The sequence below is a fragment of the Idiomarina sp. MD25a genome (assembly GCF_001870515.1).
Classification (GTDB): Bacteria; Pseudomonadota; Gammaproteobacteria; order Enterobacterales; family Alteromonadaceae; genus Idiomarina.
Map to the genome: position 1 here is coordinate 35,984 of NZ_MDGT01000003.1, position 16,133 is coordinate 52,116.

The 16,133-nt window shown below is 45.7% G+C and carries 18 protein-coding genes; 2 read left to right on the plus strand and 16 right to left on the minus strand.

What is annotated here, in order from left to right:
- Nucleotides 1-37: 37 nt before the first annotated feature.
- The 11 genes from atpA to BFR57_RS04320 all read right to left on the minus strand — a co-directional run bounded on the left by atpA (nucleotide 38) and on the right by BFR57_RS04320 (nucleotide 9,531).
- Nucleotides 38-1,579: a F0F1 ATP synthase subunit alpha gene (atpA, locus tag BFR57_RS04270; RefSeq protein ID WP_071462820.1), complete on the minus strand. Its 1,542-nt coding sequence runs from the start codon at nucleotides 1,577-1,579 to the stop codon at nucleotides 38-40.
- A gap of 14 nt (nucleotides 1,580-1,593) precedes the next feature.
- Nucleotides 1,594-2,127, minus strand: a complete 534-nt coding sequence (atpH, locus tag BFR57_RS04275; protein WP_071462821.1) for a F0F1 ATP synthase subunit delta — start codon at nucleotides 2,125-2,127, stop codon at nucleotides 1,594-1,596.
- Nucleotides 2,128-2,144: 17 nt separating this feature from the next.
- Nucleotides 2,145-2,615 carry a F0F1 ATP synthase subunit B gene (atpF, locus tag BFR57_RS04280; protein WP_071462822.1) on the minus strand — a complete coding sequence of 157 codons (471 nt, stop codon included), beginning with the start codon at nucleotides 2,613-2,615 and terminating at the stop codon, nucleotides 2,145-2,147.
- 37 nt (nucleotides 2,616-2,652) lie between these two features.
- Nucleotides 2,653-2,910 carry a F0F1 ATP synthase subunit C gene (atpE, locus tag BFR57_RS04285; RefSeq protein ID WP_006954753.1) on the minus strand — a complete coding sequence of 86 codons (258 nt, stop codon included), beginning with the start codon at nucleotides 2,908-2,910 and terminating at the stop codon, nucleotides 2,653-2,655.
- Between the two features lie 54 nt (nucleotides 2,911-2,964).
- Nucleotides 2,965-3,762, minus strand: coding sequence for a F0F1 ATP synthase subunit A (gene atpB / locus BFR57_RS04290; protein ID WP_071462823.1), 798 nt, complete (start codon nucleotides 3,760-3,762; stop codon nucleotides 2,965-2,967).
- 12 nt (nucleotides 3,763-3,774) lie between these two features.
- Entirely contained in the window at nucleotides 3,775-4,161 is a 387-nt protein-coding gene (locus BFR57_RS04295) for an ATP synthase subunit I (RefSeq protein WP_071462824.1), read from the minus strand.
- Between the two features lie 161 nt (nucleotides 4,162-4,322).
- Nucleotides 4,323-5,219 carry a ParB/RepB/Spo0J family partition protein gene (locus BFR57_RS04300; RefSeq protein WP_071462825.1) on the minus strand — a complete coding sequence of 299 codons (897 nt, stop codon included), beginning with the start codon at nucleotides 5,217-5,219 and terminating at the stop codon, nucleotides 4,323-4,325.
- Nucleotides 5,220-5,250: 31 nt separating this feature from the next.
- On the minus strand, nucleotides 5,251-6,048 hold the full coding sequence (locus BFR57_RS04305) for a ParA family protein (RefSeq protein WP_071462826.1): 798 nt from the start codon (nucleotides 6,046-6,048) through the stop codon (nucleotides 5,251-5,253).
- Nucleotides 6,049-6,068: 20 nt separating this feature from the next.
- Nucleotides 6,069-6,716 carry a 16S rRNA (guanine(527)-N(7))-methyltransferase RsmG gene (rsmG, locus tag BFR57_RS04310; protein WP_071462827.1) on the minus strand — a complete coding sequence of 216 codons (648 nt, stop codon included), beginning with the start codon at nucleotides 6,714-6,716 and terminating at the stop codon, nucleotides 6,069-6,071.
- A 3-nt stretch (nucleotides 6,717-6,719) separates the two neighbouring features.
- Entirely contained in the window at nucleotides 6,720-8,615 is a 1,896-nt protein-coding gene (mnmG, locus tag BFR57_RS04315) for a tRNA uridine-5-carboxymethylaminomethyl(34) synthesis enzyme MnmG (protein ID WP_071462828.1), read from the minus strand.
- A 454-nt stretch (nucleotides 8,616-9,069) separates the two neighbouring features.
- A complete protein-coding gene (locus BFR57_RS04320; RefSeq protein WP_071462829.1) occupies nucleotides 9,070-9,531 on the minus strand; it encodes a flavodoxin domain-containing protein in 462 nt (153 codons plus the stop codon).
- A 56-nt stretch (nucleotides 9,532-9,587) separates the two neighbouring features.
- Between BFR57_RS04320 and BFR57_RS04325 the strand changes: the two genes are divergently transcribed.
- A complete protein-coding gene (locus BFR57_RS04325) occupies nucleotides 9,588-10,076 on the plus strand; it encodes a sulfur transferase domain-containing protein (protein WP_171903938.1) in 489 nt (162 codons plus the stop codon).
- Here the strand turns inward: BFR57_RS04325 and gloA are convergent.
- Nucleotides 10,056-10,607: a lactoylglutathione lyase gene (gene gloA / locus BFR57_RS04330; protein ID WP_071462831.1), complete on the minus strand. Its 552-nt coding sequence runs from the start codon at nucleotides 10,605-10,607 to the stop codon at nucleotides 10,056-10,058. The two genes, BFR57_RS04325 and gloA, sit on opposite strands and share 21 nt — an antisense overlap.
- Before the next feature lie 20 nt (nucleotides 10,608-10,627).
- Here gloA and BFR57_RS04335 point away from each other — a divergent pair, with 20 nt between their 5' ends.
- Nucleotides 10,628-10,933, plus strand: a complete 306-nt coding sequence (locus BFR57_RS04335; RefSeq protein WP_083405030.1) for a GIY-YIG nuclease family protein — start codon at nucleotides 10,628-10,630, stop codon at nucleotides 10,931-10,933.
- Here the strand turns inward: BFR57_RS04335 and BFR57_RS04340 are convergent.
- The 4 genes from BFR57_RS04340 to yidC all read right to left on the minus strand — a co-directional run bounded on the left by BFR57_RS04340 (nucleotide 10,923) and on the right by yidC (nucleotide 16,124).
- Nucleotides 10,923-11,249 carry a DUF2007 domain-containing protein gene (locus tag BFR57_RS04340; RefSeq protein WP_071462832.1) on the minus strand — a complete coding sequence of 109 codons (327 nt, stop codon included), beginning with the start codon at nucleotides 11,247-11,249 and terminating at the stop codon, nucleotides 10,923-10,925. The two genes, BFR57_RS04335 and BFR57_RS04340, sit on opposite strands and share 11 nt — an antisense overlap.
- Nucleotides 11,212-12,927 carry an FUSC family protein gene (locus tag BFR57_RS04345; RefSeq protein WP_071462833.1) on the minus strand — a complete coding sequence of 572 codons (1,716 nt, stop codon included), beginning with the start codon at nucleotides 12,925-12,927 and terminating at the stop codon, nucleotides 11,212-11,214. Before BFR57_RS04345 ends, BFR57_RS04340 begins: the two co-directional genes overlap by 38 nt.
- 5 nt (nucleotides 12,928-12,932) lie before the next feature.
- Entirely contained in the window at nucleotides 12,933-14,336 is a 1,404-nt protein-coding gene (mnmE, locus tag BFR57_RS04350; RefSeq protein WP_071462834.1) for a tRNA uridine-5-carboxymethylaminomethyl(34) synthesis GTPase MnmE, read from the minus strand.
- 123 nt (nucleotides 14,337-14,459) lie between these two features.
- Nucleotides 14,460-16,124: a membrane protein insertase YidC gene (gene yidC, locus BFR57_RS04355; RefSeq protein WP_083405031.1), complete on the minus strand. Its 1,665-nt coding sequence runs from the start codon at nucleotides 16,122-16,124 to the stop codon at nucleotides 14,460-14,462.
- Between the last annotated feature and the right edge of the window lie 9 nt (nucleotides 16,125-16,133).

Below are 16,133 nucleotides of genomic sequence, written 5' to 3' on the forward strand. Positions count from 1 at the left end.
CAACGACAAGTGGCCGCTTGTTAGCGGCCACCGCCAATTACCATGATTGCGTTTGCTTGAATTTCTCAAGTGCCGCTTTCAATTGGCTATCGATGTCGTCGTTATAGTTTCCGGTTTTATCAATTTCAGCCATCAGCTCAGAGTATTCGCTCGCCATGAATGATTGCAGAGATTCTTCAAAATCCATGATTTTGTCGATAGCCACATCTTTCAGGAAGCCTTTCTCAACGGCGTAAATTGATACAGCCATTTGAGCTACGCTCATAGGCTTATATTGCTTCTGCTTCATCAACTCGGTGACGCGCTGACCGTGCTCAAGTTGAGCACGAGTCGACTCATCAAGATCAGATGCGAACTGAGCAAAGGCTGCCAATTCACGGTACTGAGCCAAGGCAAGACGGATACCGCCGCCCAACTTCTTGATGATCTTAGTCTGTGCAGCACCACCGACACGAGAAACTGAGATACCCGCGTTAACCGCTGGGCGAATACCTGAATTGAATAGGTCAGTTTCAAGGAAGATCTGACCGTCAGTGATTGAAATCACGTTAGTCGGTACGAACGCAGATACGTCGCCCGCTTGTGTTTCAATGATAGGTAATGCGGTCAAAGAACCTGTTTTACCTTTCACTTCACCGTTGGTGTGCTTTTCTACATAGTCAGCGTTAACACGAGCAGCACGCTCAAGTAGACGCGAGTGTAGATAGAATACGTCACCAGGGAATGCTTCACGACCTGGTGGACGACGCAGTAGCAATGAGATTTGACGATAAGCAACTGCTTGCTTCGACAAGTCATCATAAATAATTAGCGCGTCTTCACCGCGGTCACGGAAGAACTCACCCATAGTACAGCCAGAGTATGCTGACAAGTACTGAAGCGCCGCAGATTCAGAAGCAGAGGCTGCTACAACAATGGTGTTTTCCATTGCGCCGTGCTCTTCTAATTTACGAACAACTGCAGAGATAGTTGAGTTTTTCTGACCAATTGCGACGTAAACACATTTGATACCAGAGTTTTTCTGGTTGATGATTGCGTCGACTGCTAGGGCAGTTTTACCTGTTTGACGGTCACCGATGATCAACTCACGCTGACCACGACCAACTGGGATCATCGAGTCAATTGATTTGTAACCTGTTTGAACAGGCTCATCAACAGATTGACGATCGATAACGCCCGGTGCGATTTTCTCTACAGGCTCGTAAGCTTCTGCTTCGATAGGGCCTTTACCGTCGATAGGTTGACCGAGCGTGTTAACGACACGTCCAAGCAGTTGATTACCCACAGGTACTTCAAGGATACGACCTGTAGACTTAACTTTTACACCCTCTTGCAAATCAGCATAAGGGCCCATTACAACCGCACCAACAGAGTCGCGCTCAAGGTTCAATGCGATAGCGTAGCGGTTTCCAGGAAGCTCAATCATCTCACCTTGCAAGCAGTCTGCAAGGCCGTGAACGCGAATGATACCGTCTTGTACAGACATGATGGTACCTTCGTTACGCGCTTCGCTGGTGACTTCGAACTTCTCAATACGCTCTTTGATTAGTTCTGCGATTTCATTTGAATTCAGTTGCATGCTCAAGTCCCCAATTAGGATTGCAGTGCATAGGCAAGCCGTTCAAGCTTGCCACGCAGAGAGCCGTCAATGACGGTATCGCCTGCTTGAATAGTTAATCCGCCAATCATTGACGCATCTACACTGCAGTTCAGCTTAATTTTGCGTTGCAAACGTGCTTCGAGTGCCTTAGAAAGCTCAGCTTGCTGAGCATCCGACATCTCTACCGCACCCGTTACATCTACGACAATTTCCTTTTCGTAATCTGCACGGAGCACGTTAAATTGTTCCAACACCGCTGGCAGGGCAGTTAAACGTTCGTTTTCTGCCATTACCTTAATAAGATTCTGTGCTTGTTCGGTTAATGCGTCACCGCATACTCCGATAAACACTTCACTCGTGCGACCAACGGTAGCAGAGCTGCTCAAAAAGCTCGCCATACGGTCATCTTTTGCCACTGAAGCGGCGAAAGACAACATCTCGGCCCACTTATCGAGCGCTCCTTGTTGCAAAGCAAAATCAAAAGCTGCTTTTGCGTAGGGGCGAGCGACAGTAGTCAGTTCTGACATAAGCTCAAACCCCTTGATTAAAGTTCAGCGACGAGTTTTTCAACGATGTCGCGATGAGCGTTCTCATCAATTTCACGCTCAATAATTTTCTGAGCACCAGTAACAGCCAGTACAGCGACTTGCTTACGCAACTCTTCACGAGCGCGATGGCGTTCAGCTTCGACTTCTTCATGACCAGACGCGACGATTTTCTCGCGCTCTTCGTGTCCACGCTGAGTCTCGTCTTCGACGATTTTAGCGCCACGCTTTTTAGCCTGTTCAATGATTTCAGCCGCTTGCTGTTTAGCCTCTTTAAGCTGTTCAGCGATGTCTTCCTGGGCTTTCTCTAAATCTTTTTGAGCACGTTCACCAGCATTGAGACCATCAGCAATTTTCTTCTGACGCTCTTCAATTGCGTTGATGATCGGTGGCCACACGAACTTCATGCAGAACCACACGAACACGGCGAACGCGATCGATTGTCCAATTATAGTAGCGTTGATATCCACAACGGACCTCCTTTATTTGGTGACCGTCGAATCGCGCTTAGCCTGCTACCTGAGTTAAGAACGGGTTTGCGAATGTGAATAGCAAAGCAACCGCAACACCGATCATAGCGATAGCATCGATAAGACCTGCAACGATGAACATTTTAACTTGTAATTGAGGCGCTAGTTCTGGTTGACGAGCGGCCGCTTCCAAGAATTTGCCACCCAACATACCGAAGCCAAGCGCTGTACCCAACGCAGCAAGACCGATCATGATTGATACAGCGATAGCGGTAAAAGCAACTACAGTTTCCATTGATATCTCCAATTTTCAGTAGATTAAAGTTAAAAAATAAAAGTAAAACAAAACTTAGTGTTCAGATGATGCCATGCTTAAGTAAACGATGGTCAACATCATGAAAATAAACGCTTGTAGCACGATAACGAGGATATGGAATACAGCCCAGGCGAAGTGCGCTGGCAACTGGAAGAATCCAATCATCGCAATAAGAATAAAGATCAATTCACCCGCGTAGAGGTTACCAAACAAACGCAGTGCCAGCGACGCCGGCTTAGCGAGTAGCGTGATACTCTCGAGCACAAAGTTCACAGGCACAAGCGCCCAGTGATTAAATGGCGTAAACGTCATTTCTTTGGCAAAGCCCTTGATGCCTTTGTATTTGATCGAATAGATAATGATCAAAGCAAAAACACTTAAGCTCAGTGCGAATGTAGTATTCAAGTCGGTGGTTGGCACCACTTTGAAATACACGTCATGAGGATCATTAACAAACCCTAGCCAATAGCCCGTGTACATAGCTGCCGTAGGCAACCAATCGACCGGTACCAAGTCCATCAAGTTCATCAGGAAGATCCAGACGAAGATGGTTAAGGCTAAAGGTGCAATGAGTTTATCTTTGCCGTGGAATGACTCTTTGACGCTGTTGTCGACAAACTCGACAACCATTTCGACAAAGCATTGCCACTTACCAGGTACCCCCGCAGAGGATTTTTTGGCTACTCTGCGGAAACTCCACAGAAATAGCACACCTAGTAACACGGACCAGAAGATAGTATCGACATTTACCGCCCAGAATCCTTCACCAACCGTCCAGTTTTGAAGGTGGTGTTGAATATACTGAGTCGGAGTTTGCTCTCCACTTACCATGTTGTTTCCCAGTTACGTTGATTTTAAAAACAAAATCGGTGCAATCCACTGTGCAACAACGGCTAAAATAAAGCCGGTTAATAACCACAATGCATTAGAATCTGTAAGCAGTAAAACTAAACTAAGCAGCACTGCTGTAAGTATTAGCTTGACGCCTTCACCAACAAAAAAGCTCTTTACCACTTGTTGGTTTGCTCGTGCGCCCGCATATCTAAACGCTATCCAGCCAAACAATGCATTGGGTAGTATTGCTGATAGGCTACCCAAGAAAGCTGCCATTGCAGCATCAGTTTGACCAACTAAAAAGGCTAAAATGGCTGTGCCTACTGACACAACTAACTGACTCAAAACCGTTTTTCGTGCTAGTTTTTTTCCTGCCAAAGCAAGTGGCTGAGTCACTATTGAACCTTTTCTCAAAATTTGGTTGTTGACCTATTTTTAAACAGGCGCAAATAAACTCGCGCTAGTATAAAGATCTGCCTGTTAAATGCAAACAAATTTGCCTACAGCCTTTGAGTTTAATGCTACTTAACATACCCGTTACAAATGTGACAACAGGACTATTTTATGTGGGCTAATATGCCGTCTAACTCATCCAAGTTAGTGTAATTGATAACGACTTTACCTTTGCCTTTGCGTCCATGGTTTATAGATACCTTGGCACCAAGACGCTCGGATAAAGAAGTCTCTAATCGCTCGATATCGGCATCTGGTTCAGGTTTGTCTTGTTGCTTAGGGGGCTCGATGGTTTTACGAACCAGTTTTTCAGCTTCGCGCACTGTCATATCTTTCGCAGCAATATGTTGTGCGACACTGGCTTGTTGCTCACCTTCAAGCGCTAATAGAAGTTTGGCATGGCCTAGCTCAATATCACCGCGTTCAAGTAACAGTTTGACGCTGGCTTCTAGGTTATTGAGACGGAGTAAATTAGTTACTGTGGTACGCGATTTACCAACCGCTTGTGCGACGTCTTGATGTGTCATATTAAACTCATCAAGTAATCGTTGTAGTGCAGTTGCCTCTTCCATCGCATTCAGATCTTCACGCTGAATATTCTCGATTAACGCAATGGCAACGGCAGCTTCATCCGGAACGTCCTTAACCAAACATGGAACTAACTCTAGTTTAGCGAGTTGTGCAGCACGCCAGCGCCGTTCACCGGCGATAATTTCATACTCATCATCGGCTATAATACGAACAACGATGGGCTGAATGATGCCTTGTGCCTTCACTGAGGCTGCTAGATCCTCAAGCGCTTCGGGCGACATATCTTTACGTGGTTGATAACGTCCGGGTTTGAGGTGTTCTATAGGTAGCTTTTGTAGTTCTCCTTTAACTAACGCATTGGCATCATCATCGACTTGCGCCTGATGATCATCTGAGCGTTGTTGACTCGCCGAATTGCTTGTCAATAAAGCGTCTAATCCTCGACCTAAACCACGTTTTTTCGGCGACATACTCTGTTTCCCCAAACCCTACTAATCGTTGTTATGAATTGACTGCTTGTTCTTCTTTATCGCGTTTTTCCGCACGACGAATAATCTCACCCGCAAGTGAGAGATACGCTTTAGCACCAGTGGATGACTTATCGTAATACATTGCAGGTGCACCAAATGACGGCGCTTCAGCTAGACGCACATTGCGCGGAATGACAGTACGATACACTTTTTCACCGAAATGCTGTTTAAGCTGTTCTGATACGTCATTGGCCAAGCGATTACGCGGATCGTACATAGTACGGAGAATCCCTTCAATTGTCAGGCTTGGATTGACCACTTCAGCGAGTTGTCTGATGGTATCCATTAATGCAGTAAGACCCTCTAAGGCATAATACTCGCATTGCATAGGAACTAAAATGGAGTCGGCCGCCGCCATTGCATTAACTGTCAACATATTCAAAGAGGGTGGACAATCGATGAAAATATAGTCGTAGTCATCTTGGACAGTTTTCAGTGCATTACGAAGGCGAACTTCTCGTGCAAAAAACTCCATCAATTTAATTTCGGCAGCGGTAACATCTGAGTTTGCGGCAATTAGGTGATATTTACCGTTGGTATCGGTAACAACTACTTCTTTAACGGGTTTTTCGTCTACCAATAGCTCATATACGGTGTTATCGACTTCATATTTATCGACACCGCTACCCATGGTCGCGTTGCCTTGCGGATCGAGGTCAATTAATAACACTTTGCGTTTGGTTGCAGCCATTGATGCGGCCAAGTTCACTGCGGTGGTCGTTTTGCCCACGCCGCCTTTTTGATTAGCTATCGCAATAGTTGTAGCCACGGGTGCATCACCTCTTATTATTAATGGGCGTTAATAGGACGGATAATAACCATGTGTCGCTCGCCTTCCAAACCAGGCACCGATAATCGGTGCACGTCATCAATACCAAATTGCGGATCAAGATCGGTGATCTCTTGCTCAGGATACGTGCCTTTAAGCGCGTAAAAGCAACCTGAAGGTTTTGGTAAATGATGACACCATGCAAGCATATCATTAAGCGACGCAAAGGCTCTACTTAACACACCGTCAAAATCATGTAAGCGTGTTTGATAAGCCTCAACACGGCTTTGCACAGCTGTTACATTATTAATATTGAGCTCGTGGCACACTTGTCTGATGAAGCGTATCCGTTTGCCCAAGCTATCCAACAGAACGAACTCACAGTGTGGCATACAAATCGCTAATGGCAAGCCAGGCAAACCAGGACCGGTACCCACATCGATAAATTGTTCACCTTTCAGGTGGGGCAAGGCGACCAAGCTATCGACGATATGTTTCGCGAGCATTTCGTTTGGATCGCGTACTGAGGTGAGATTATACGCCTTGTTCCATTTGTCGAGCAATTCAACCAATTTGATGAGTTTGCCCACTTGCTCATCCGAAATTGATGCACGCACCGACTCATCAGTGCGTGCCAATAAACTTTCTAATTTTGCTTTCAAACTCATCCCTTAAGCGCTTTTTCTGAGTAAGCCTTGTTTTTTAAGGTGTACAAGCAACATTGAAATCGCTGCAGGTGTAATACCTGAAATACGAGCAGCTTTGCCTACCGTCTCTGGTTGGTGCTGATTCAATTTAGCTATAACTTCGTTTGATAAACCTTTAATGCTCGTATAATCAAACTGATTAGGTAAACGCGTATTTTCATGGCGTTGTTGCTTAGCAATCTCATCTTGCTGCCGTGAAATATAGCCTGCATATTTAGTTTGGATCTCAACCTGTTCAGCGGCAGCTAAATCGCTTAAACCCGGTTCGAAGAAAGGCGTTTTTACCAATTGTTGATAGTTTACCTCAGGGCGACGTAATAGCTCCTCGCCACTAACCTCTTTGGTTATCGGACTTTTTACAAACGCATTAATACTATCGATTTCTGGATGATCTTTGTGAACCCAAGTGCTGCGTAAACGCTGCTTTTCTTGCTCGATGGCTTCCATTTTTAAGTTAAACGCTTGCCAACGGTCGTCATCAACGAGACCAAGTTCACGGCCTTTTTCAGTCAAACGGATATCTGCGTTATCTTCACGTAGTAACAAGCGATATTCGGCACGCGATGTAAACATACGGTAAGGCTCTTGTGTACCCAAGGTCGATAGATCGTCAATGAGTACACCCATATATGCTTGATCTCGACGAGGCGACCATGTCTCTTTGTCTTGAGCTAAGCGCGCTGCATTCAAGCCAGCAATTAAACCCTGTGCGCCCGCTTCTTCGTAGCCAGTGGTGCCATTAATTTGCCCCGCAAAGAACAAACCATTAATCACTTTGGTTTCCAACGATTGCTTAAGATCACGCGGATCAAAATAATCATATTCGATCGCATAGCCAGGGCGCGTAATAACAGCATTTTCAAAGCCACGAATTGACTGAACCAATTGTTGTTGAACATCAAAAGGCAAACTCGTTGAAATCCCATTGGGATACACCTCAAATGTATTGAGACCTTCAGGTTCTACAAATATTTGATGCGAAGCTTTGTCCGCAAAACGAACAATTTTATCTTCAATTGAAGGACAGTAACGCGGCCCAACACCTTCAATCTCACCTGAATACATGGGTGAACGATCAAGCCCTGAACGAATCACATCATGGGTTTGTTCATTGGTATGTGTGATATAGCAAGGAATCTGCTGAGGGTGATCGGCACGACTTCCCAAGTATGAAAATACGGGAGTTGGTGTATCACCGGGTTGTTCTTGCATGACTGAAAAGTCAATTGAATGACTTGCGATTCGAGGTGGAGTACCTGTCTTTAAGCGATCAACGCGAAGCGGTAACGCACGTAAACGTTGTGATAGGGCATTTGCCGGTGGATCGCCTGCACGACCGCCTTGGTAATTGTCTAAACCAATATGAATACGCCCACCAAGAAAGGTGCCTACGGTCAATACAACTGAGCGAGCATAGAATTTTAAACCCATTTGAGTGACTACGCCCGTTACCTGATCATTTTCTACGATCAGATCGTCACAGCCTTGCTGAAATAAGGTTAAATTCGGTTGCGTTTCTAGCGCATAACGAATGGCCTGTTTATACAACTGGCGGTCGGCTTGCGCTCTTGTAGCACGCACGGCTGGACCTTTCGATGAGTTCAACGTTCTGAATTGAATACCTGCTTTATCAGCAGCTTTTGCCATGACACCGCCTAGCGCATCGATCTCTTTAACCAAATGCCCTTTGCCGATACCACCGATTGCTGGGTTACAAGACATTTGTCCCAAAGTATCAATGTTGTGTGTCAGCAATAAAGTACGCGATCCCATACGTGCTGCTGCAAGCGCTGCTTCGGTACCTGCGTGTCCACCACCGACGACAATGACGTCATAGGTTTGGGCGTTATTTTTCAACATTCAGAACAACCTCGATGAAAGGAGATAAAAATAAAACTGATCATCATCAGTGAACCGCGTATTTTAACGCGTTTTGCTTGTGATCGAAACGGTTATTTTTTATTCAGACTGTAAAGCTTTGCTCGATCAATAAAGATCAGTAAAGGATCTTTATTTAGATCTTTATTATTGTTTCTATTAGGATCGCGTTTTCTGTGAATAGATCGCTGTACCCCTTATTTAACGGGCTTTAACAGGCGATCAAAACATGTGAAAAAGATCCCTTAAACTGCGATCATAGATCGTGGATAACTAGGGTGTTTATACACAGCTCGGTTTATCCCCATAGTTATACCCAATTGAGTGACAGCCCTTATGGGCGCTTATCCTTATTTTGATCACAAGTAAAAAAAATTGTGAATAGAACTGTGGATACGATCACCCGATCGGCGTGCAAAGTCCTTTAAACCCGCGATCACTGGTGTGGGTATGATCGCAGTTTATCGATCGATTGATTTATCCAATATGTTGCTTTTTGTTCTGGATCGTCGTGCATCATATCTATCTCTAATCGCTCAAATAGTCGGGTAGCATTCAAAATGCTGAGCTGTTCATCGCAATGTCGGCCCGCTTCACAAAAGGTGTCGTAACAGGATTCACCAATGGCACAGACTGCATAGCTGAGGTCGGGTAACAAAGGGGCGTTGGCCTCAGCAATAACATCATAAAAGTCGAGCATTGAGTCGGCATAGTCGCCTGCACCATGAGTGGCTAGGAAGATCAGCCAAACGCCTGATTTGGGTAGGCTGTCGAAAGTCGGTTCGTAATGCATCTCGGTGGAAAGCTCATGACTTTCTAGAATTTCTTGAACATGATCGGCTAGCGCTTCGGTGTTACCCGAGGTGGTGCCGACCAATATATGTATCGTATTCGTCATGGTTAAATGCTTAAATAGTTGTAACAGATACCACTATTGTACAGGAGTGAAATATCGTGCGTGTAATTTATCTATGCTTAGTTGTTATATTCAGTTTCCCTTTACTAGCCACGGCTAAAGGTATTGAGACTGCAAAGCAGGTTGAACAAAATCTTTGGGTTATGGGAATGCCCACTAACGCCGACATTGAGCGTTTCGCCGAGCAAGGCGGTGATATAGTGGTCAGCTTGTTATCGGTGTCGGAGCAATCCCAAACTGCTGAGTCAACATGGGTCACACACCATGGCATGGCGTTCTATCACATCGCGATACCAGGCGCTGAGGGTTTGACGTTTGCGAAGGTGCGCCTATTAGATAAAGTGTTGCTCGAGCATAAAGAAAAAAACGTGCTGGTTCATTGCGCGTCGGGTAATCGTGTTGGTGCTTTGTTTGCTTTACGCGCAGCATGGCTCGACGGAAAGGATAAAGAGGTAGCGCTCAAAATCGGGCGTGAGCGAGGATTAACCTCGCTCGAAAAAACGGTATCAGAGATGATCGCGCAATAAATCAGGTTGGCGATTCGGGGTAAAGATCTCGATCCAATAACCATCGGGGTCTTTTATAAATGCGATGCCTTTCATATTGCCATCATTGGGCTTTTTCTGGAATTCAACACCGAGTTCCTCAAAGCGCTCGCACGCCGAGTCAATATCGGGTACAGCAAAGCCGATATGACCAAAGCCTTTGGGCTCTTGGTTACCGTTATGGTAGGACACGTCATCATCATTCTCGTCCCCCCAGTTATGCGTGAGTTCCAGCATTGCTGGACGGCCGAATGTTTGGACGATGCGTTCATCATGATCAGTCGACCAATGACTGCGCTCCTCGGGTGAGATCGAAGCCATGAAATAAAGTGTGAACTTCATCTCAGGAAAGTCTAATCGCTTGATAAGCGTCATACCGAGTACTTCTGAATAAAACTTTAAAGTGCGCTCGGGGTCTTTAATCCGAAACATCGTCTGATTGAATACAAATTTATGGGTTGCGGGATCGTGATGTTCTGATAGCCCTTTAGCTTGGTCAAAGTGACGACTCATGGAATGCTCCTAAGACAACAATGTGTGAATTACTAGAAATTGGGAATAAGACATTAAATTTCAAGCCAGAGCCTGAAGCTTGTTGGTATGTATACATGGTTGAATGTGGTGATCGATCACTTTATACGGGAGTCACTACATGTCTCGAGCGACGCATTCGTCAGCATAACGGCGAGTTAAGTGGTGGGGCTCGCTATACACAAAGTCGTCGACCTGTCTCGCTGACTTGGAGTCAGGGCCCATTTTCTAAGCGCCGTGCGTGTCAGCTCGAAGCTCAATTGAAGCAGCTCTCACGATCACAAAAACGAAAGTTGATTAGTCTTTGATGGGTCGTTCTTTTTGGCACTGCCAACATTCTTCAAATGACCCGGGGTTGAGCTCACCACAACCAGAACAATACCACTCTGCATTATTAGCGCTATTTTGTTCGTAGAGGTTGAGGATCTGTTTAGCCGCATCGGAAGCGTCTGGCATGACGTAAATCGCAGTTTCGATGGCATCAGCCGGTAACTCACCAACACCGCCGGCACTGGGATTATTGGGAACGTGAACCTGAATCCCCTCAGCACGCAACAATCCGCCGAGTAATTCGGCTTCTATAGGGCTACTGGCGCGGTAAATCTTTATCCATTGATCGCTCATGAGACACCATGACTTGTTGATAACGGGATAACCAATTTATCACGCTTTTATACGAGGCGTGAGTTTTGTCAGCAATTTGTATGAGTTTAAATAATCGATGATAAAATCGTGCCCGATAGCGACGACGTCGCGAAGGGGATACGGATGTTTGGGTAAAGGCTTCAAGTTCCTGAGCGATCGCTATATTCAATGCATGTTCACGCCGAGCAAGATTCGTTGGATAGAGCAGTTTGTATCCGAGCATGGCTGTAATAGGGGCTAGTACCACGGCAAGCGCGATACTCACCGAATTAAATGCATCAAAGTTGTAAGGTATTACAGGCTGCATCAACAATAAAAAGACCAGAATAAAGTCCATACTACCGTTAATCGTGCGGTGATGTGATAAAGGAAATGCGGCGATAAACATAACAGGAAGAAGTGACATTACCAAGGCGCCTGTACTTTCGAGATAAGGCCATATTGTGGCATGAATGACTATCGAGAGTATTGCTCCCGCACATTGGCCAATGAATACCGTTTTCATTGTCTTAGCTGGATTATCGGTGGTAGAAAACAGCGTTAGCATGATACTTGCGCCCAGCAGCAAAAATGCGATTTGAAACCACTCCGTATACCACCAGAGAGCACTAATTAAACCCATGATGACCATGGTTCGAATACTGGCCTCGCGTGCGCCTGTCCAATCACGATGTAGCAAAGATAATGAGCGACGGGTTGATGAGGCCGCGCGACCGGAGTCACGAAATGACAGGCGTTCATCACAGGCTTCGATAAATTCATCAAACGCAACGCGTAATTGAGGTTGTTTTATATCCAGAGTGGCCTGCTTTAATGCGGTGAGAATATCTAACCGTTTAGCGTTTTGTCGGAGTAGATCAGCTGCCGTGAGTAAGTGTTTACTTACGTTTTCATTCTCTTTAATTGGGGAGAAGTAAACCTGAGATAGCCACTCGAGTTGACTATTAATCACCTTTCTGACCAACCTTGCTGACTCGTGCGCAGCAGGAGAACCTGTCCCATGTTCGAGCAATTGCGCTTCAATCTGTGCCAGTTTTGATAGTCGGTCATCAAAATTTAGCGATGTTTTGTCTTGCTTACTGATTGATTGTGCTACATTTTCTAAAGAAATAATGGTCTCGCGACGCATTTGGTTTATGAGACTTTGCTCGGCTCGTTTGTACGTAAATAACCAACCAACTACAAGTGCCATCATGACACCAACAAACACGGTTAATAGTCTATCGATGCCCAAAGGCAAGAGCGCATCAGGGCTGCGACTGAGCAAGGCGACCATAGAAGCGGAATAACCCGCCAAAATAGTGCCATAAGATACTAACCCGTGGATCAAGTTACCAAGATAAACACAGAGAGCGACCCAAAACGTGAGACCTATCGCGACAGGCAGTATTTGATGATCCGCTGTCACCACCAAAATCATTCCAAACAATGTTCCGATTAAGGTGCCTAGCGCGCGATATGCGCCTTTTTCTAATAGCAGACCGCGGGTGGGTTGCGAAACAGCCCAAACGGTCATAGCAGACCATTGTGGGTGTTCCAATCCCAACGCCCAGGCTATGATAAGTGATAAGCAGGCAGCTAACGCAGTCCGCAACCCAAAACGGAAACGAATATAGTCGAAACCGAGTTTAGCGAGCGGCTGCCTTAGAAGCTGCATGGGTGTTATTTACCAATACAGAATGAACCAAAGATCTGGCCCAACAGATCATCTGAGGTAAATTCGCCCGTGATCTCGTTTAAATGTTGTTGGGTCAAACGAAGCTCTTCAGCGAGTAGCTCTCCGGCAAGGTTTAGTTCCAGGTGCTCTTGTCCGAGTAGCAAATGAGATTTGGCTTTTTCTAACGCATCAAGATGCCGGCGACGCGCCATAAAGCTTCCTTCCGAGGTGGCGCTATAACCCACACAATGTTTTAGGTGTTCACGCAGTTGTTCAATACCATGTCCTGTTTTAGCCGACAATTGAATCACTGGAATACCATTATGTTCGGTTAACCCCGTGCTTTCCTGTGTTAGATCGATTTTATTGCGTATGACAGTAAAGGGCATGTCGTCTGGGAGTTGTGCAAAGAACTCTGGCCAAATATCGTCTGGATGAATCGCGCTGGTCTCCTGACTATCAACCATAAACAGCACGCGGTCGGCTTGGCGAATCTCATCCCATGCGCGTTCAATACCAATACGTTCGACTTGGTCGGGTGAATCTCGTAAACCCGCGGTATCAATAATATGAAGTGGCATACCGTCAATTTGAATATGCTCGCGAAGTACGTCGCGAGTTGTGCCTGCAATTTCAGTGACAATTGCGGATTCGCGACCGGCTAAAGCGTTCAATAAGCTTGATTTACCGGCATTTGGACGTCCCGCAATCACAATACGCATCCCTTCACGCATTAAAGTGCCTTGCTTGGCTTGTTGTTCTATATGGAACAGTTGATCAACGATTTCAGCCAAATCATTGGCGACCTTGCCATCAGAGAGAAAGTCGATTTCTTCATCTGGAAAATCGATAGCTGCTTCAACGTACATGCGTAAGTGAATAACAGCGTCGACCAGGACGTCTATTTTGTGAGAAAACTCACCTTTCAAACTTTGCAATGCAGCCTTTGCAGCTTGCTCAGAATTAGTATCAATGAGATCGGCTATGGCTTCGGCTTGGGTTAAATCGAGTTTATCATTTAAAAATGCGCGCTCGCTGAACTCGCCAGGCCGCGCAGGGCGGATATCGGGTAACTCAAGAATCGCCTTGATAATCATATCAATAAGAACAGGCCCACCGTGTCCTTGAAGCTCCAGCACATCCTCACCAGTGAATGAGTTCGGACCTTTGAAAAATAGTGCAATGCCTTCGTCTAACAAATGACCTTCTTTGTCGTAAAAAGGGACATACTCCGCTTTTCGTGGAGGTGGGCAGTGGCCAATCAGCGCCTCGGCTACTTGTTGCGCTTGAGGACCGCTAACACGAACAATACCGACGCCACCGCGACCGGGTGGAGTTGCTTGTGCGACGATACTGTCATTACTAAACTCATCGTCGGTAATCGTTGGTTCATGTACTGAAGGGTTCATAAATCGGACCTCAACGCTAAAAATAAATGAAACTACAGACTAGTTTACAAGAAAATCGCGACTAGTCGTTTAGAAAAAGCAAAGCCCGGTCGAAACCGGGCTTTTTATAGTTACGTTGTGCAGTTATTTACCGCGAACGTTAATGCCTTTCTTCTCTAGCCCGTTATAAATAATGAGCATTTGAGCAATGGTAATCAGGTTACTGACTAACCAATAAAGTACCAAACCTGACGGGAACCATAAGAAGAATACCGTAAATATGACAGGCATATACTGGAATAGCTTCTGTTGCATTGGATCAGTTGCCGGCGTCGGTTGAAGACGCTGCATAAAGAACATGCTGGCACCCATTAAAATAGGCAGGATGTAATATGGATCCTTAGTTGATAGATCTTGAATCCAGAATATGAACGACGAGTGACGTAGTTCCACACTTTCTAGCAGCACCCAGTAAAGCGATAAGAAAATCGGTAACTGCAATAACATAGGTAAGCAGCCGCCAAGAGGGTTCACCTTCTCCTCTTTGTACAGCTTCATCATTGCTTGACCCATTTTCTGGCGGTCATCGCCATAGCGTTCACGCAGTGACTTCATCTTAGGTTGAAGCAAGCGCATTTTCGCCATAGAGACGTATTGTGCTTTCGTCAGTGGGAACAAGAGGGCTTTGATAATAACGGTAACGAGGATAATCGCCAGACCCCAGTTAATCACAAAGCTTTGCAAGAATTGCAGTAGCTTGAATATGGGTTGCGCTAACCACCACAGGAAGCCGTAATCAACTGTCAAATCAAGGTAAGGTGCAACTTTCGCCATCGCGTCTTGGTCTTTGGGACCAACAAACAGGGTTGAGTCGATGGTTTGTGAGCTACCCGGTTGAACCGTTGTTGATGGATATAAAACCCCAATAACAGCTTGATTTGAGCGAGTGACTTGCGAGTAAAATTTATTCTGCTGAGTTTGAGTCGGCACCCATGCGGCAACAAAGTAATGCTGAAGCATACTGACCCAACCCGTCTGGGTTGTGACGTTCAGCTTTTTCTCGCGCATGTCATCAAACGGATACTTCTCAAACTTATCTTCATCTTGAGAATACGCGGCACCAAAATAGGTCGGCATGATCATGCTACCGCTCTCACCTGCAGTCATTGTTTGCTGCAGCTGCCCGTAGAACTGTAACTGAGCGGCCTCTGAGCCTTGGTTTTCAATCGCATAGTTGACACCGATATCGTAGTGCCCGCGCTTGATAATGAAGGTTTTAGTAACGTTAAGGCCCGACTCGGTTTGTGTGGTTAAAGGCACTTCAAGGGTATCGCCTTCTAAGCGGTAACGCTCCTGAGTCGCTTGATAATGAGCGCGACCGTTATTTGAATCGATGCCCTGAGGACCAATGAGTCCGGATTGAGCGATATAAATGTGGTTACTATTACGCTTTAGTAATTGGAAGCGTTCTTCGGAATCCAGTGTTGCAGCAAACTCTAGTAATTTTGCTGAAACAATATCACCGCCATTCAAATCGATTTTTAATTCGAGTTCATCGGTTACAACGGTAATAAGGCGACCATTACTGGTAATCGCATTGGGACTGTTACTCTCAGGAACAGCGTTGTCAGCTGTATTTGAACCTGCTTGAGGAACAGTGGAGTTATTTTGACTTTGATCTTGCTGCGCGGTTTGTTGTGTTTGCTGAGGCGCTTTCGTGCCTGGGGCAGTGTCGATTGTCCATTGCTGGAACAAGAAGAACGACACAACAATAAACGCAACCAATAGTATCGAGCGTGGCGAATTCATAATGATTTC

Bases quoted from the DNA above. Each gene is read 5' to 3' on its own strand.
- atpH (WP_071462821.1), bottom strand. From the start codon at position 2,127: ATGTCAGAACTGACTACTGTCGCTCGCCCCTACGCAAAAGCAGCTTTT.
- mnmG (WP_071462828.1), bottom strand. From the start codon at position 8,615: ATGTTGAAAAATAACGCCCAAACCTATGACGTCATTGTCGTCGGTGGT.
- BFR57_RS04345 (WP_071462833.1), bottom strand. From the start codon at position 12,927: ATGCAGCTTCTAAGGCAGCCGCTCGCTAAACTCGGTTTCGACTATATT.
- BFR57_RS04340 (WP_071462832.1), bottom strand. From the start codon at position 11,249: ATGAGCGATCAATGGATAAAGATTTACCGCGCCAGTAGCCCTATAGAA.
- BFR57_RS04320 (WP_071462829.1), bottom strand. From the start codon at position 9,531: ATGACGAATACGATACATATATTGGTCGGCACCACCTCGGGTAACACC.
- atpE (WP_006954753.1), bottom strand. From the start codon at position 2,910: ATGGAAACTGTAGTTGCTTTTACCGCTATCGCTGTATCAATCATGATC.
- BFR57_RS04300 (WP_071462825.1), bottom strand. From the start codon at position 5,219: ATGTCGCCGAAAAAACGTGGTTTAGGTCGAGGATTAGACGCTTTATTG.
- gloA (WP_071462831.1), bottom strand. From the start codon at position 10,607: ATGAGTCGTCACTTTGACCAAGCTAAAGGGCTATCAGAACATCACGAT.
- BFR57_RS04335 (WP_083405030.1), top strand. From the start codon at position 10,628: ATGTGTGAATTACTAGAAATTGGGAATAAGACATTAAATTTCAAGCCA.
- atpA (WP_071462820.1), bottom strand. From the start codon at position 1,579: ATGCAACTGAATTCAAATGAAATCGCAGAACTAATCAAAGAGCGTATT.
- mnmE (WP_071462834.1), bottom strand. From the start codon at position 14,336: ATGAACCCTTCAGTACATGAACCAACGATTACCGACGATGAGTTTAGT.
- yidC (WP_083405031.1), bottom strand. From the start codon at position 16,124: ATGAATTCGCCACGCTCGATACTATTGGTTGCGTTTATTGTTGTGTCG.
- rsmG (WP_071462827.1), bottom strand. From the start codon at position 6,716: ATGAGTTTGAAAGCAAAATTAGAAAGTTTATTGGCACGCACTGATGAG.
- atpB (WP_071462823.1), bottom strand. From the start codon at position 3,762: ATGGTAAGTGGAGAGCAAACTCCGACTCAGTATATTCAACACCACCTT.